Genomic DNA, 15,076 nt, shown 5'->3' with positions numbered 1-15,076 from the left:
GTCGAACGCACCGTTGCCCCGGCCTGTCCACAGCTGGAGGTTCTTGGCGGAGTCCTGGGCAATGAGGTCGATCTTGCCGTCGCCGTTGAAGTCGCCCGCGGTGGTCTGGGTGAACTTCCAGCCGCCGGTCAGGCGGCGGGCGCGGTCGAACGCACCGTTGCCCCGGCCTGTCCACAGCTGGAGGTTCTTGGCGGAGTCCTGGGCAATGAGGTCGATCTTGCCGTCGCCGTTGAAGTCGCCGGTAGTGGTCTGAGTGAAGTTCCAGCCATCGGTCAGGCGGCGTACACGTCCGAAGGTTCCGTCGCCGCGCCTCGGGGCGTCGATGTCCTGGTTGCCGGGCCAGAGGTAGAGGGTGCCGCGGCTGTCGCGGGCGAGGAGATCCGCGGTGCCGTCGCGGTCGAAGTCGGCCGCTCTCGTCTGGGTGAAGTGGGGGGCGGGGCGGGTGGCCGGGGCAGGCGCCAGGGTGTTGGCCATGGCCTGGTTGCCGTTGTCGTTCAGGTGGAGGCGGTCGTCGCCGCGGGTGTAGTAGCCGGCGAACAGGCGGGTGTGGTCCAAGGGATCACGGGTGGCCTGGTCGAAATCGGCATAGCTGTCGATGTCCCGGGTCGTGCGGATGTAGTCGTTGAACTCCTGACGGATCTGCTCCTTGGCCGCGGTGTAGTCGGGGTCACCCCTGAAGGGGGGGATGGTGGCGACGGTCACGGTCAGGCCTGCGGCGTGTGCGCGCTGGGCAAGGTCGTGAATGGCCTGGATGAGAGTCTGGCTGGTGGCGTGGTTGTAGAGGATGTCGTTGACGCCGGCGTAGATGATGACCTTTCGGACGCCGGGCTGGGCCAGGGCGTCGCGGTCGAACCGGTTGAGTAGCGAGGGGCCGTAGGAGGCACGGGATCCCGTGCTGTCGGTGAGGAGCCGGTTGCCGGAGATCCCGGCGTTGACGATGCCGCTGGGGTGCGCGGATCTCTGCAGGGCCCGGCTGTAGTCGTTGATCCAGCGCTTATTAGTGTCGGGGGTGGTGTGGCCGCCGTCGGTCTGCGAGTCACCGATCGCCACGATCGTGTCGCCACCGGCGCTGGCGGTGACGTCCAGTCCGCTGAGGTAGGACCAGTTGCCAAAGCGTGCGGGGAAGCTCGCACCGCTGCTGGCCGTGGCGCGGTCAGCGGTGTCTCCCGGCGCCGAGGCGTAGGACGTCGTCAGGGTGTACTCATGGTACGGAGCCGTCGCGACCGGTTTGGGCAGGTAAAGAGTGACCAGGAGGTTCTCGTCGGCCTTGACCGGGAACGCCGCGGCATCGCTGTCGACGCCGGCGCCCGGCGCGATCTCGGTCTGGCGGGAACCGTTGAACGTCAGCGAGACAGGAGTGCCCAGGGCCGAGGCCCCCTTGTCCTGGCGGGCGATCGTGGCATGCCCGATCGTCACGGGCTCCGTGCTGAAGGTGTTGGCCAGGTGGATGCGGGCGGTCCTGCCGGCGATGCTGGTGTGCACCACCATGCGGATGGTCTGCCCTCCGGTGACCTTCGATTCGGCGGCGGGGCCCGCGGTGGCAAGGGCCGTACCCCAAGTCCGTGTCCACGCACCACTTGAGGACTGACCGGCAGCCGCGGATGCCCTAACGGGCGCGTGCGGTCCGCCAGTTGTAGGCGGCCTCGTGGGAGAAGGCTGGCCGGCAGCCGCAGACGACCGTGCGGGCGAGGGCTGACCGGCGGTCACCGACGGTGCCGTGGGTGAGGGCTGTGCGTCGGGGGCCGTCGACTGCGTGGGGGAGGGCACGGCGTCGGGTGCGGACGGCCCCGCAGGTGACGGCTGTGCGGCTGCCTGGCTGGGCACGCCGAACGCGAACAGCGCGGTGGACATACCAGCGGTGTGCATGCCCACCATCGCCGCGCGCACACGTGTGCTACGCCGGTCTCGGGGTTTGCGATGGGTGCCCATGAACGGTTCTCCTTTTGCGGGTTGAGACAGGTAACAAGTACTCGCCTCTCCAAGGCAGGAATGGGATGGATGGCCTGCGGCTCGGTGCGGGAGCCGCTACGACGCGAAGGTGCGCCTGCTCGGTGCGGCCGCGACGATGCCAAGGGCACAACGCGCCGCAGAACGACTGCAGCGCCAGAGCCGTGAGGGGTGTCCGTAAGGCACACGGACACCCCTGCTCCGCATCGGTCAGGGCACCTGATCCGTCGGTACGGGTGCTACTGCCCGGGTGCGGTGGCGCTTCCGAAGGTGCCGTTGCCGTTGCCGGGCCACAGGCGAAGTTCCCCGGCCTCCGTGCGGGCGACCAGGTCGGCCTTGCCGTCGCCGGTGAAGTCACCGGCCACCGTCTGCGTGAAGTTCCAGCCGCCGGTCAGTGCCCGCGCGCTGCCGAAGGTGCCGTTGCCGCTGCCGGGCCACAGGCGAAGTTCCCCGGCAGCCGTGCGGGCGACCAGGTCGGCCTTGCCGTCGCCGGTGAAGTCACCAGCGTTGGTCTGGGTGAACTCCCATCCGCCGGTCAGCTTGCGCGGAGCACCGAAGGTGCCGTTGCCGCTGCCGGGCCACAGGCGAAGTTCCCCGGCAGCCGTGCGGGCGACCAGGTCGGCCTTGCCGTCGCCGGTGAAGTCACCGGCGGTGGTCTGGGTGAACTCCCACCCGCTGGTCAGCTTCTTCGGCGAGCTGTACGTACCGCTGCTGCTGCCGGTCCACAGGAACAGGTCGCCGCCGGCGTTCGTGGCGACCAGATCTGCCAGACGGTCACCGGTGAAGTCGTCGGCGGTGGTCTGGCCGAAGCCCCATCCGCCGGTCAGCTGCCTGCCCGCAGAGAACAGTCCGCCTCGGGCGCCGTCGCGGACACTCAGGGACTTGTCCGCGCCCACGGTGAACAGGTCGGTGACAGCGTCACCGTTGTCGTCACCGGCGACCGTCACGGCCGGGGCCGCGGCGGCATCTCGGAACACCACGGTGCTCACCCACGGCGCGAGGTCATCGAGGCGAGCGTCGAGGGCGTTGGTGCGCTTCTCGCTCTCGTCGGTCCCCAGGCAACCGCCCTGCCAGGAGCGGATGTTGAGCGCGACGAGCTCGGTACCGGCACCAGTTCCCCGCAAGGCGGGGGCGCCGGCGTCGCCCTGGCAGAGCACAGCGTTGTCGGAGCCGTTCAGCCCCACGGAGGCGGGGTCGGTGGAGGCGACGGTGAAGGCGGAGGTGTGGAGCTTGTTGGGCACCCATTCGGTCTTGGTCCGGCCGAACCCGGCAACCTGCAACTGCTCGCCCTGAACCGCGGCTTTGGCGGCGACCTTGACCGGCTTGGCCGCGCTCTCCGGGACATGCTGCGCGAGCTTGACCATCACCACATCACGGTCGGGGCGCGGGACCAGCTCGACAGCCACCAGGACACTGCCGGTCGCCTGGGTCAGGTCGGTACGGCCCACGGTGACCGTGGTCTTGACCACGGGTTTACCCGCCAGGACCGGCTTGCCGCCGTCACTGAAGCAGGTGGCGGCGGTGATGACCCACTGGGCGTCGACCAGGGCGCCGGAACAGGCGGCCCGGTCGCCGATGTTCAGCTTCGCGGTAAAGGCGTAGTCACCGCCCTTGCTTTCGTCACCGGCGAGAGCGGTGGCAGGGGCGGCGGTCAAAAGCCCTGCCCCCACAGCGGTGGCGAGCAAACTGGTCGTCCACGCGGCGCGCGAACTGACTGCGAACATGGTGATCCTTGGAGAGTGCGGAGGAAGGAGGTGCCCGATCGGGCCGGGCGGCGTTCGACGGCCGGGAGGTCCATGGCCCTGAGCCACCCGAAGCTGAGGCGGTGGACATGCTCTAGCGGTTCAGAGACACGTTGCTCGCGCAGTGACTGGCGGTCTCAGGGTCGGGGGCCGACCCACAGGGGGTAACGCGCAACTCGACCAGGACGGAGCGCTTGCCGATGTCGCTGGTCTCACCGATGGGGGTGTATTCGTTCTCCTCGCCGGGCTGGGCTGCCGGGGCGTTGACGACTGCCTGTGTGCCGTCGGCCTTGGCGGTGAGGGTGGCCTTCACCGGGTGGGCCTTGGTCCAGATGCCATAGGCGTCCGGAAGTTCCAGCGTCAGAAAGCCCTGCTTGCCGCTGACGGCGAAGCAGAAGAAGTGTCCGCCGATGTGCGACTCGACCTGGATGTCGTAGCCGCTTTCGCAGTCGGTCAGCAGGATGTGGCCGTCGCCCCGCTTCAGGGTGATCTTCTGGTTCTGGAGGATCTGCGCCGCGTCGGGGTAGGCGAAGCTCTCCGTGGTCGACGGCATGTCAGTGGCGTCCGCCGACGCGGCCGCAGAGGGCCTGGCCTTGGGCGCTGCCTGTGCCGAAACGAGCGCGGTGAAGCCGACTGATGCTGCAACCGCCCCAACACCGGCTGATATGAGCGCCTTGCGGGCACGGGACAACGTCACAACATCCTCACAATCATGGAGCACAGGCACATGAGAAGCCCATGAGATTCACGTAAGTAAAACATATGTAAGATGCACTTGAGCGCGCCCCCGACCCCATGACCAGGGGGAGTTGTGGTCTCCCGGGGGAGAGCCGCGCCTACCGAGACACGCCTTCGCAGGCGCATGCACCCTCCCCCTAGCCTGATAAGTGCAGGGGGAACCTCGACGCACTTGCCGGGTGGGCAGCTACAACCGTTCGCGCTGGACGCGAAAGGAATAAAACGGGTGAAACGTTCACTGCCCTCCGTCAGGGCGCCGCGCTTGCCAGCACATGCATGTCGACGGGGCCGCGGACTGCGTGTCGTCTACGCAGCGCTGCTTCCCTCCATGCTCGCGGCTGGACTTCTGAGCACCACACCCGCCTCCGCCGAAGACTTTGGCGATGCTTCAGAAGACCGTGGCTTTACGGTTGAGTACTGGAGATCCGGTGGCGCGGGGGTGAGGGAGGTTGCAGAGCGGGCGCTGCTTGGCGGTCCTGAGGACATCAGGAGGTTCCTGGACAGCAAGAAGGACCTTCAGCGCACTGATGACCGGGTGGATGTCAGCCGGATCATCAATGCTGGCGGCACGGGGGTCCGCGAGGCAGCCAAGAAGGCCCTGGAGTCCAAAAATCCGGATGATGTGGCCGCGTTTCTGCAGGAAGGCTGGAAGGCCCCGTTCGAGACGGATCAGCGCGCCGAGGTGTCGCGGATCATCAACTTCGGCGGTACCGGCGTCAAGGACGCGGGCAAGGCTGCCCTGGAAGGCAGCCAGGACGACGTGGCCAAGTTCCTGGCCGACGGTCAGTACGACGCCAGGAAGATCGACAACCGGGTCAAGGTCTCCAAGCTCATCAACTCCGGCGGCCCGGCTATGAAGGCTGCCGGGAAGGTCGCGCTGCAAGGCAGCCCGGAAGACATCGTCGAGTTCCTCGAGATCGGCCAGTTCACCGCTCGCAACCGCGACCAGGAACGTGCCAGCATCGCCCAGCTCAACGAGCAGGCCGTCCAGGCAGGGCAGCAGGCCGAGGAAGCTACCAAGGCAGCCCAGGAAGCCTCCGCCAAGGCGGTCGCCGCCTCGGACCTGGCCATGAAGGCAGCGAAGACAGCTGCGGACGAAACGAAGGACGCCAAGGCCGAAGCCGGTATGGCCGCTTCCAAGGCCAAGCAGGCTGCGGCCGCTGCCAAGGCTGCGGCCGCAGCCGCGCAGACGGCGATCGGCGCGGCCAACGCAGCCAACCGCTCGGCTCGTGTTGCCGCCCTGGCAGCCGCGCAGACCGCGAGCGCCGCAGCCGCAGCCGCCAGCGCCGCGGACGACGCCTACAACGCCTCGCTCGCCGCGCTCGGCAACAAGAACAAGGCCGAAGACGCCAAGAACTACGCTCAGAACGCCCGAAAGGCCGCCGGACTCGCCAAGACCTCGGCAGCCGCCGCCGAACAGGCCGGCAAGGCATCCGTCGCCGCCGGCGCGGCAGCGAAGGCCTCGGCCGATGCCGGGGCCAACGCCGATGCCGCAGCAGCCTCGGCTGACGAGGCCAACGCCTCGGCCGAAGCGGCCGGCATCCATTCCGGCGAGGCCAAGGCCGCAGCCGCAGAGACCCGCCGCCACGCCCGGGAAGCCAACCGCGCCGCCGCCGCTGCCCAAGCCCTGGCCACGAAGTCCGCCGACGCGGCGTTCGAGGCCCGCGACCACGCGAACAAGGCTGCCGGCCACGCTGAGAAGGCTGCGGATGCCGCGGAAGAGGCGGCCAAATACGCGGGTGACGCGACCAAGCTGTCCGCCGAGGCGGACAAGCAGGCGGCCAAGGCCAAGGAGGCAGCCGACGACGCAAGCGCCGCAGTAGCCTCCGCCAAAAAGCTCTTCGCGATCGCCCGGGAAACAGAGACCGAAGAACTCACCGCCCGCAACCATGCGGCTGTCGAGCGCGCCAAGTCCAACCAAACCGCCAGCGAGGAGTTCACCAAACAACTCGCCCAGGTCGCACTCGAAGACACCAACATCATCAACGACGCCGCCGCACTCGCCGCAGAGGCCGACAAGCCCGGAGCCGACACCAAGGCCATCGCGGCCAAGGGCCGCCCAATCGCGCTCCGCGCACTCAAGCACTACGGCTCCTGGCGCCAGGAAGCAGCCGCCCGGGCCCTGTCGGGTGAGGACGCCGACGTACTTGAGTACTTGCGTACAGGGATCAACAAAGCAGCGGCGGACGAGGTGCGCCAGCAGGTCGCGGATCTTGCATCCGACAGCCCCTACGAAGCCGTACGTACCGGCGCGACCGAGGCCTTGAAGGGCAACGATCAGCAGGTCCGCGACTTCTATGCCACCGGCCAGTACGAGGTTGCGGCCATCGACTACCGCGTACTGATCTCAAAGATCAACAATGCTGGCGGACCGAGTGTGAAGGAGGCCTCCAAGGCCGCCCTCGCCGACGGTAGCCCCAAGGCCATGTCCGCCTTCCTCAACAGCGGCCAGTACGAGGCCCGCAACATCGACGAGCGAGTCCTCGCGAGCAAGCTCGTCAACGACGGCGGCCCCGAGGTCAAGGGCGCAGCCCTGGCCGCGCTGCAGAGCTCGGCCGACCAGCTCCACACCTTCATCCAGGCGGGCCAGTACATGGCCGACCGCAAGGACCAGCTCACCAACAACCACGTCGCCCAGGTTCAGCGCCTGATCAACGAGGCCGACGGGATAGCCGCCACCGCCAAGAAGAATGCCTATCTGGCCGCCAAGGCGGCAGCCGACGCCGGCCACGCCAAGGACAAGGCTAACGAAGCCGCAGCCGAAGCCGACAAACAGGCCAAACTGGCTAATACCTACGCCAACGCGGCTAAGGACTCAGCCGACCAGGCACAAGTCAGCGCCAATCAGGCCGCCAAGTCCGCTACGAGCGCCCGCAACGCAGCCGATGCCGCTGACCGCGACGCTGCAGCGGCCGCCGATTCCGCAGCGCAGGCCGAGTTCTCCGCCCATTACGCTCGTGAATCCTCCCAGTCTGCTAATAACTCGGCTGAGGCTGCTCGTGATGCGGCAATCTCTGCGGGCAAGAGCTCAGCGGAAGCTAACACTCTGGCCTTGCAGGCGTGGGCTGATGTTGCAGCGAAGCAACGGGCTGAAGAGGCTGAGGCAAGGCGCAAGGCTGAGGAGCAGCGCAAGCAGCAGGAACAGAGCGAGCGCAAGAAGCACAAGTGCGTCCAATTCATGAGCCGAGACAGCCTCGCTCCATGTGTATACGACGAAGATGCTGTCATCGTCACGCCCGGCGTAGATATGGACCTCGGAAAGCTCCTCCTTAAGGGAGGAATGGAAGTTCTGGGCGTAAATGACCTCCTCGACTGCGTTAACAATCCCGCCCTCGGCCAGTGCGCCCTCGCCACAGCGGGCGTGCTTCCTATCGGCAAGCTGAAACTCCTCAAAAAGGCCACTGAGGGCGTCGAAGATATAGTCAAGGGATCGCGCCTTACCAAAACCACCAGAAACTGCATCCAGTGCTTCCTTGCAGGCACCAAGGTGCTCATGGCGGACAACTCCACGAAGAACATCGAGTCGGTTGAAATCAGGGATTCCGTGATTGCCACGGACCCTGCCACCGGGGTTACCGAGCCGCGTCCCGTCGAGGCTCTTATCGTCACTGAGCACGACAAGCAATTCAACGAGCTCACGATCAAGACCCCGCGTGGACGGGAACAGCTCACGGCAACCTACGAGCACCCCTTCTGGTCCCCCTCGCAGAACACATGGATCAAGGCGGTCGACCTCCATCCTGGGATGACTCTCCGGAGCGTGGACGGCAGCACGCTCACGGTCCGGGCAAACCGCTCCTTCAGCAAGACAGCTCGCACGTATAACCTGACGGTTGCCGGGTTGCACACGTACTATGTGCTTGCAGGCGAGACTCCGGTACTTGTCCACAACAGCAACTGCCTCATTGGGTCCGTGATCGGCCCTGCTGGAGAGAAGCTGCCGCTCCCCAAGGGGGCTACGGGCACACCGGTTAAGACAGGGAAGGGCTGGGCGTACGACATTCCGGCCGGAACCAAAGGACTCGACCCCCGGGTGACGCGAGTCCGGGTCATGGACCCCGTAACCACCGGAAAGTATCAGTACCCTAAGGGGTATGTGGTATATATGAATAAAGCAGATCAGGCGATTAATCCGCTGACTGGGCAGACAGTCAGCAGGTCAGACCCCTATAATCACATCCGGATATCATGATCTCGATAAATGAGCTCGTCCAGGCTGGGCTGGTGTCGAAAATTCCCGACTCCGTCGAATCGGACCCCTTGCGGGAAGTGGATGCGCTGCAAGAAGCGCAACTGCTTGACTCCCGCATGTGCCACTTGACCTCAACGGCAGCACTTCTCTTCGATCTGCGGACATCCTTGCAGTTTGATGTCGGTAATTCGGCCCTGCTCGTGGTACGAGGTGTTCGCTCATTTGACTGGAAGTTGCCGACGGCGAAGCTCTCTCCGCTAGCGGCGTTGACCGTGACGTCAAGTGTCCCCGAACGGTTGCATGGTCCCTTCCATGTGAGATGTGAATTCTTTCCAGAAGCTCACCTCGCTGTCGCGGGAGATTCGGCGGAGTTTTATGTCATCGAGTCGGAGGGAATTGGTGACGTACCGCCGGACTATTCAAGCGGGGGCTTTGCGCAGGTTCATCACGCCTTGCCGAGTTGGGCATCCGTGGGCAGCCTACTTCATGCCTCGTTTTCGCACTGAGGTGATACCTCCGCGATTCGGACAAGCTGATATTGGTCTTCTGTAATGTATCGTAGCCCCGCCAGTCCCCCGACGGGGCTACGACGGTGCCTGGTGGTTGCCGCGTCCCGCGGATGCCCGTATGGACAACGGCGATCATCCATACGCAATATTGCGGAATTTCCTGGAGTTCCAGAGGCTGACACCATCATCACTAAGACGGTGTCCTACAGGGTGAGTTTGAGTAAACGCTTGTAGCAGCAGAGGGCTGCGGCAAGGCCGAGAAAGGCCAGGTAGTTGGTGGGTTGGCGTTCATATCGGTGGTTGAGTCGGCGGTAGCCTGTCAGCCACGACATCGTCCGCTCGATCACCCACCTTCGTCGGCCGAGCCGTTCGCTGGACTCGATGCCCTTGCGGGCGATGCGGACGCCGATGCGTTTGCCCCAGAGCCATCGTCGCAGGTGAGGAATGTCGTACGCCTTGTCGGCGTGCAACCGTGTGGGCTTGGAGCCGACTGCGTGGGTTTGGTGTCCCATGTGGAAATGGGACAGCATCGGCTTCAGGACGAGACTGTCGTGGGTGTTGGCCGCGGAAAGTCCGACCCGGAGGGGCAGGCCCGCGACATCGGACAGGATGTGCATCTTGGAACCGGGCTTACCCCGGTCCACGGGGCTCGGACCTGCAAGTTCACCCCCTTTTTCGCACGGACGTGAGCCGAGTCAAGGACCGCACGGGACAAGTCCACCAGGCCCTGTTCGTCCAGGAGCTGAAGAACCCGCTGGTGTAACCGGCCCCAGACCCCGGCACGCGACCAGATGAGGAAGCGACGGTGCACGGTTGACTTCGACGCACCAAAGCAGGGCGGCAGAGCTCGCCAGGCGCACCCACTGACCAGTACGTAGACGATCGCGGCGAAAACCGCCTCATCATCAATGTTCGCCACACCACCGCCCTGCGGACGCACCCGCGCTGGCGGCAGCAACGGCCTGGCCAACTCCCACAGACCAGCCGGAACGATCCAACCCCACTGCCCACTCCCCATAACCCACCCAACGACCAACTCACCATGTAGGACACGGTCTAAACGTTGTTCCGTATAAGGGCTGTCCCGTATAAGGGCGTGAGCTGGGGGTCTGCCTGACGGTACGGTCGGCGGGTGGAGTCGAAGAGGGGGAGCGAGTGCCCGTTGCACGGGGCCGGCGTGCGTCCTGACTACCTGGTCGGACGCCATCTTGAGCAAGCAGTCGCCTCGTGGCACGTGTACGGCTCAGACCGTCCGGCCCGCTGGACATGTGGCTGATCGACAGCGAAGCGGTCGCCACGCGCATCACGACCGGTTCGGACTGGTGCCTGATCGTGGAGACGTCAGACCCCTTCGCCGGGTATGACATGGCGGAGTCGGGTCGTGTCGAGGTGGCGCCGATCAGCGGCGAGATCCCGTTCGCGGATCACCTCGGCGAGAGGGTACTGGCCGTCAGCGAAGAGAGTGTCCCGGACAGCGGGCGGATCGCATTGGAGATCACCTTCGTCTCCGGCCATGTCCGATGTGAGACCTGGTCCGGAGATCTCCGCCTGTCCAGCAAGTGATCAACGGACCGGCCACGGCGTGAACCGTGTGAGGCTCCCGTCGTGGCTAGTGTGATCACGGCGTCGCAGCCGTCCTGGATAGCCCCGTTCACCGGGCTGAGCCCCCGCTGTTTCAGCACGTTGGTGGCACAGTTGCGGCACGAGGGAGCCGACGCGGTTCGCAGAGGCCGGCCGTGGAGCCTGCCGCTGGAGGACCGGGTGCTGCTGGTCACGGCCTACTGGCGCACCAACTTGACACTGCGACAGCTCGCCCCGCTGTTCGGCGTCTCGAAGTCCGCAGCCGCCCGCATCATCAGTCACCGCGGCCCTCAGCTCGCGCTCAAGCCCCGCAAACGATTCCGCAAGAGCACCGTGCTCATCGTGGACGGAACCCTGGTCCCCACCCGCGACCACACCGTGGCCGAGCGGTCGAAAAACTACCGGTACTCCACCAACCATCAGGTCGTCATCGACGCCGACACCCGGCGCGTCGTCATGGTCGGCCGGTCGTTGCCCGGCAACCGCAACGACTGCAAGGCGTGGGCACTCTCCGGAGCCAAGGACGCCGTCGGGAACACCGCAGTGATCGCCGACGGAGGCTATCGGGGCACCGGCCTGGTCATCCCGCACCGGCGCGAGCGCGGGCAGAGCGAACTGCCGGCCTGGAAGGAAGAGCACAACGCTTCTCACCGCCAGGTCCGCGCCCGTGTCGAGCACGCCTTCGCCCGCATGAAGACCTGGAAGGTCCTCCGCGACTGCCGGTTGAAGGGCGACGGCGTCCATCACGCCATGAGAGGCATCGCCCACCTGCACAACCTCGCACTCGGCCGATAGGCGAGCCGAGCGGATAGCAGCCGATCACAGCCCTACCGAATCGAAGATCTTTACGGGACAGCCCTTAGCCCGCTGTCTGCTGAGCACCGCGGAGCACATCCTGACGATGCTGTTCGTCGTCAAGAGGAGCTAGCCCGGTTGAGCACCGGGGGCTTGCTGTATCCGCCTCATGCAGGAGCTCCGGGCCGCCAGCCTCCATCATGTCGACCAGCCGCGCCCCAGCCCGCCGCCCGCGGCGCTGAAGCCACCGGCCCGCGCCCGGCCGGTGCAGATCCGCAACTTGCGGATCTGCTCCACCATCGCCCTGATCTGCGTCTCCTGCTTGGGCGTCGACGCCTTCCCAGAGCCGTCAGAAAGGGCGCCAGCGCCAGGCCGCCCGCCGCGCGGCGGAGCAGGACAAGGAAGCCCGGATCGAGGCGATTGAGGACGCGGCCGACATCGAGGCCGCGCAGCACGGCGCCGCCGCCCACACGGCCACCGCGCAGGCCGAGGCGGCCACGGTGCTGTCGGCGGAGGCCGCCTCGGCGCTGCGCAAGGCCGAGGCGGACAAGGCCGCCGTCGCTGATGAGAAGCTGTGCACGGCGCAGAAGCTGGCGGAGGCGGAGCGTCTGGAGGTCGGAGACGCAGGAACTCGCCCGCAAGGCTGCCGAGGACCGGCTGCGGGCCCTGGAGGCAGACCAGCGGGAGGACGACCTGGCGCGGATGCGCGCCCGCACCGCCGCCCTCGAAGCCGCCGCGGAAGCCGCTGACGACTATGCCCAGCTCATCCCGCGTCAGCGCAATGCCCGCCGGGTCGCCCGCTTGCTCCTGGCCGGGCACAGCCCCGACCCGCATGTACGTCGCATGGCGCTGACCTGCCATGGATGGGGTTCTGGAGGGGGGCGACAGAACCGTGGTCGGGCCTGTGGTCGGGGCGGTGGAGGGACTTCTGGAGGGGCCAGACATCGCCTCCGGATGCCTCTATCAGGGCGCTCGGTAGCGGGGTTGCGGGGCTTGCCCCCGCCCGTACCACCTTGGTGCCCCGTCGCGTCCCGCTCCGGCGCTCTGCCCGGGACGCAAGGCACACCTGCTCTGTATCCACCACACCGGCACGCGGCTCTTCCGCGTGCCCCGACTCCCCTGGGGGGGACTCATGTCTGTTACCGCTGTGCTCATTGCGCTGTCCGTCGTCGTGGTGCTCCTGGTCGCCGTCGGCGTCGCTATCGCCGTTCACCGCCGCCCGGCGCTGGTCGTACCGGTCCAGGCCGCCCAGACCACCGTCACGAGCCTCGCGAGCCTGCTGAACTCGGTCGTCGTCGTGGTCATGACGCGGGGAAGGCTGTGACCTGCCGTGGCCGGGGGCGGCAAGCCTGTTGGGCAAGCCTCACGTAAGGCGGGCAAGCCGCCGTGACCGCACCGGCCCGAGACTCGTTCTTCCCCGGGACGCACCCAGGACCCGCAGCGCTCACGTCATGGCGTGCTGCGGGCCCGTCTCCCGGAGCTGTATCGCCTGCTCTCAGGGTTGCGCCCACGGTTGCCTGCACCGTTGTCTGCACAGGTGCTCCCGGAGTTGTACCGAAGGTACTACCGGAGGTGTGAACCCCCCTTCCGTGATCTTGAGCATTTCCCCAGCTCAGACCCCGTGGGCAAGCCTGTTTTCCGCGCCGACACCTCTTCTCCGCGACAGTCGGAGAGAGGTCTACGAGCACGGGGAGCGCAGCGCGGTCGGCACCCCGCAGCAAGCCCCCGCCCGTCCGGGGGCTGCGCGACGCGGAGGTGACAACCCCGGGTTGTCGCCCTCCAGTACGCGCTCCTCCCAGTTTCTGCGGCGCCTGCGGCCGGGAGCCGGAACCTGGTGCGCTGACGGGTACAACAAGTGGCGCAACAACTGTTCCAACATCTGCTCCCCTAACCTCGCGGCACCCCCGGCAAAGCCCCAGTTCACCGGCTGGTTTTGGCGTGGTGGGACCCCAGACATCCCCTCTACGACCACTTGCCTCGCCCCCTAGAACAGAAATGGGAAGGGGTGGGCGGAGGGCGCGCGGACGGAGGAGGGGATCGGACGCGGGGTCGTCTCCTCGTTGCGTGGCGCCGGGAGCGCCACGCTGCGCCCGCCCTCCGGCGGGCGCTCACGACACAAGGGGGCCGGGAGGTCAACCAGACCCCAGGTTGCGACATCTCCTGCGTCATCCCTTGCGGGATCTCCTGCGCTATCTCCTGCGACATCTCTTGCGCGAGCCATCCGGGACACGACTTACCTTCGCAGGTCACCACCCCCTTTTGCTCGTGGTCGGGGGTCTGACATCCCCCTCAGAGCACCCCACGACCGCAACGCCAGGAAGAAGAAGGGCAGGGAAGGAGCGGCGGGCGCGGGGAGCGCCTCGGGGGATCGGGCGGCCGGATTGCCCCTCGCGCGCGTCGGCGAGGCCGCGCGCGGCCGGGGCAGGGCTGCCCCGGCAACCGCCTGGAGGCCGTTCACGGCCCCCAGGCGGCCTCCACACACCCGCCGGGAGCCAACTCCCGGCGGAGCCCCGGCCGGGCTTCCGGCGGGCGCCTGCGGGCTGTTGCGGGGGTTGGGGCTGTCGGCGCGACAGGTCTCCCGCGACCTGCGGCGCGCCCGGCTGATCCCCGTGGCGGAGTCCAACGCGACAGCCGACGGGTCATGGGCGGGGGTTGACGAGCTTGGCGAACGCGTAGATGGCGCCCGCGGTGGCGGCCAGTGCGCCGACGGCCTGGAGGGCGGGGACGGCTGCGGGGTGTTCGAGCAGGACGTAGAAGGCGAACGCGGCGGCCAGGGTGAGAACTCCGGCCACCAGGGCCTGCATCTGGCGGCGCAGCGAGGCATCTGCGGGGGCCGGCGCCGGGGCCGGGGTGGTCGGGGGCTGAACCGGGGCAGTCGACGGGGTCGAGTCCGGCGTGGGGCAGGTGGTCATGACAGGTCCTCTCGATGGGGTGGTCGGGGTGGGACGGGGCCAAGATTCGGCCTTGGACAGCGGGTGTTCAAGAGTTCGCGAAAATCGGTAAACACGCTGGTCACAGCCGCTTCACCAGGGGGCTGGCAAGGATTCGCGAACCCTTGAAGGAGCCGCTGCGACCTGGTAGTGGCAGCACGGTGCCGGACCGGGCCGCAAGCGGCGCAAGCCCTGCCCAACGCGCGGCTGTTGGCCGACAGGCGGACGTAGCCCCCATAGACCTAATGGGTGAAGCGTGACAGTGACCGGTGCTCAAGTGAGCAGTTTGGGATGGTCTGTGCTCGCCGTGGTCCGGGGTTGCGGGGGTTGCCGGTGTGTGCCACGGTGGGGTTTCAATTCAATAGGGGACGGGCCGGGAAGGTGAATCCGGTATCCCGGTCCGGGAATTGACGGGCCCTCAAAAAACGGAATCCAAAAAACCGGCCGACCCCCAACCCCTAGCCAGACCAATTGAATTCGCGGAGCGAATTCAATTCCGGCCGAATCGCGAAGCGATTCGAGCCCAGGGCCAACGGAGTTGGCCCCAGAATTACGGCGAAGCCGTAATTCAGCCGCGCGGAGCGCGGTAATTCCTCCGCCGCGTAGCGGCGGCGCGTCGTGTCTGCGGAGCAGACCGCGCGC

The 15,076-nt window shown here is 66.9% G+C and carries 11 protein-coding genes; 5 read left to right on the top strand and 6 right to left on the bottom strand.

The genetic code is table 11. The features are described 5' to 3' along the window. The 3 genes from ACZ4MU_RS32360 to ACZ4MU_RS32350 form a co-directional block, all read right to left on the bottom strand. Positions 1-1,488 (bottom strand): FG-GAP-like repeat-containing protein (locus ACZ4MU_RS32360; RefSeq protein WP_467883107.1); only part of this gene is annotated, 1,488 nt, incomplete at its 3' end. Positions 1,489-2,186: 698 nt separating this feature from the next. Continuing rightward, positions 2,187-3,671 carry an FG-GAP-like repeat-containing protein gene (locus tag ACZ4MU_RS32355; protein ID WP_467883106.1) on the bottom strand — a complete coding sequence of 495 codons (1,485 nt, stop codon included), beginning with the start codon at positions 3,669-3,671 and terminating at the stop codon, positions 2,187-2,189. 112 nt (positions 3,672-3,783) lie between these two features. Continuing rightward, positions 3,784-4,242, bottom strand: a complete 459-nt coding sequence (locus ACZ4MU_RS32350; protein WP_467883105.1) for a hypothetical protein — start codon at positions 4,240-4,242, stop codon at positions 3,784-3,786. 513 nt (positions 4,243-4,755) lie between these two features. On the opposite strand from ACZ4MU_RS32350, the gene ACZ4MU_RS32345 reads away from it, so the two are divergent. Continuing rightward, complete coding sequence (locus ACZ4MU_RS32345; protein ID WP_467883104.1) at positions 4,756-8,619, top strand: polymorphic toxin-type HINT domain-containing protein; 3,864 nt, start codon at positions 4,756-4,758, stop codon at positions 8,617-8,619. After that, positions 8,616-9,125 carry a hypothetical protein gene (locus ACZ4MU_RS32340; protein WP_467883103.1) on the top strand — a complete coding sequence of 170 codons (510 nt, stop codon included), beginning with the start codon at positions 8,616-8,618 and terminating at the stop codon, positions 9,123-9,125. The genes ACZ4MU_RS32345 and ACZ4MU_RS32340 overlap by 4 nt, the downstream gene beginning before the upstream one ends. A 206-nt stretch (positions 9,126-9,331) precedes the next feature. On the opposite strand, the gene ACZ4MU_RS32335 is transcribed toward ACZ4MU_RS32340, so the two are convergent. Further along, a protein-coding gene (locus ACZ4MU_RS32335) for an IS5 family transposase (RefSeq protein ID WP_467883102.1) occupies positions 9,332-10,146 on the bottom strand; the annotation gives its coding sequence in 2 pieces (ribosomal slippage) (positions 9,332-9,804 and positions 9,804-10,146; 816 coding nt in all). Positions 10,147-10,355: 209 nt separating this feature from the next. Between ACZ4MU_RS32335 and ACZ4MU_RS32330 the strand changes: the two genes are divergently transcribed. From ACZ4MU_RS32330 to ACZ4MU_RS32320, 3 genes are all read left to right on the top strand, one after another. After that, positions 10,356-10,691 carry a hypothetical protein gene (locus tag ACZ4MU_RS32330; protein WP_467883101.1) on the top strand — a complete coding sequence of 112 codons (336 nt, stop codon included), beginning with the start codon at positions 10,356-10,358 and terminating at the stop codon, positions 10,689-10,691. A 42-nt stretch (positions 10,692-10,733) separates the two neighbouring features. Further along, positions 10,734-11,504, top strand: coding sequence for a transposase (locus ACZ4MU_RS32325; protein WP_467883100.1), 771 nt, complete (start codon positions 10,734-10,736; stop codon positions 11,502-11,504). Positions 11,505-12,636: 1,132 nt separating this feature from the next. Continuing rightward, the gene (locus ACZ4MU_RS32320) at positions 12,637-12,828 is read left to right on the top strand and encodes a hypothetical protein (RefSeq protein ID WP_467883099.1); all 192 of its coding nucleotides are present in this window, start codon (positions 12,637-12,639) and stop codon (positions 12,826-12,828) included. A gap of 1,315 nt (positions 12,829-14,143) precedes the next feature. Here the strand turns inward: ACZ4MU_RS32320 and ACZ4MU_RS32315 are convergent. Both ACZ4MU_RS32315 and ACZ4MU_RS32310 read right to left on the bottom strand, forming a co-directional pair. Beyond that, positions 14,144-14,416 carry a hypothetical protein gene (locus ACZ4MU_RS32315; RefSeq protein ID WP_467883098.1) on the bottom strand — a complete coding sequence of 91 codons (273 nt, stop codon included), beginning with the start codon at positions 14,414-14,416 and terminating at the stop codon, positions 14,144-14,146. Between the two features lie 476 nt (positions 14,417-14,892). Beyond that, on the bottom strand, positions 14,893-15,076 hold a 184-nt coding region (locus ACZ4MU_RS32310; RefSeq protein ID WP_467883097.1), incomplete at its 5' end, for a hypothetical protein.

The sequence above is a fragment of the Streptomyces sp. NPDC026377 genome (assembly GCF_055567715.1).
This window is presented reverse-complemented; position numbering and strand designations above follow the sequence as displayed.

What these genes read in the sequence shown, in the direction of transcription:
- ACZ4MU_RS32355 (WP_467883106.1), bottom strand. Translation starts at nt 3,671, where the DNA reads ATGTTCGCAGTCAGTTCGCGCGCCGCGTGGACGACCAGTTTGCTCGCC.
- ACZ4MU_RS32350 (WP_467883105.1), bottom strand. Translation starts at nt 4,242, where the DNA reads ATGCCGTCGACCACGGAGAGCTTCGCCTACCCCGACGCGGCGCAGATC.
- ACZ4MU_RS32345 (WP_467883104.1), top strand. Translation starts at nt 4,756, where the DNA reads ATGCTCGCGGCTGGACTTCTGAGCACCACACCCGCCTCCGCCGAAGAC.
- ACZ4MU_RS32340 (WP_467883103.1), top strand. Translation starts at nt 8,616, where the DNA reads ATGATCTCGATAAATGAGCTCGTCCAGGCTGGGCTGGTGTCGAAAATT.
- ACZ4MU_RS32320 (WP_467883099.1), top strand. Translation starts at nt 12,637, where the DNA reads ATGTCTGTTACCGCTGTGCTCATTGCGCTGTCCGTCGTCGTGGTGCTC.
- ACZ4MU_RS32315 (WP_467883098.1), bottom strand. Translation starts at nt 14,416, where the DNA reads ATGACCACCTGCCCCACGCCGGACTCGACCCCGTCGACTGCCCCGGTT.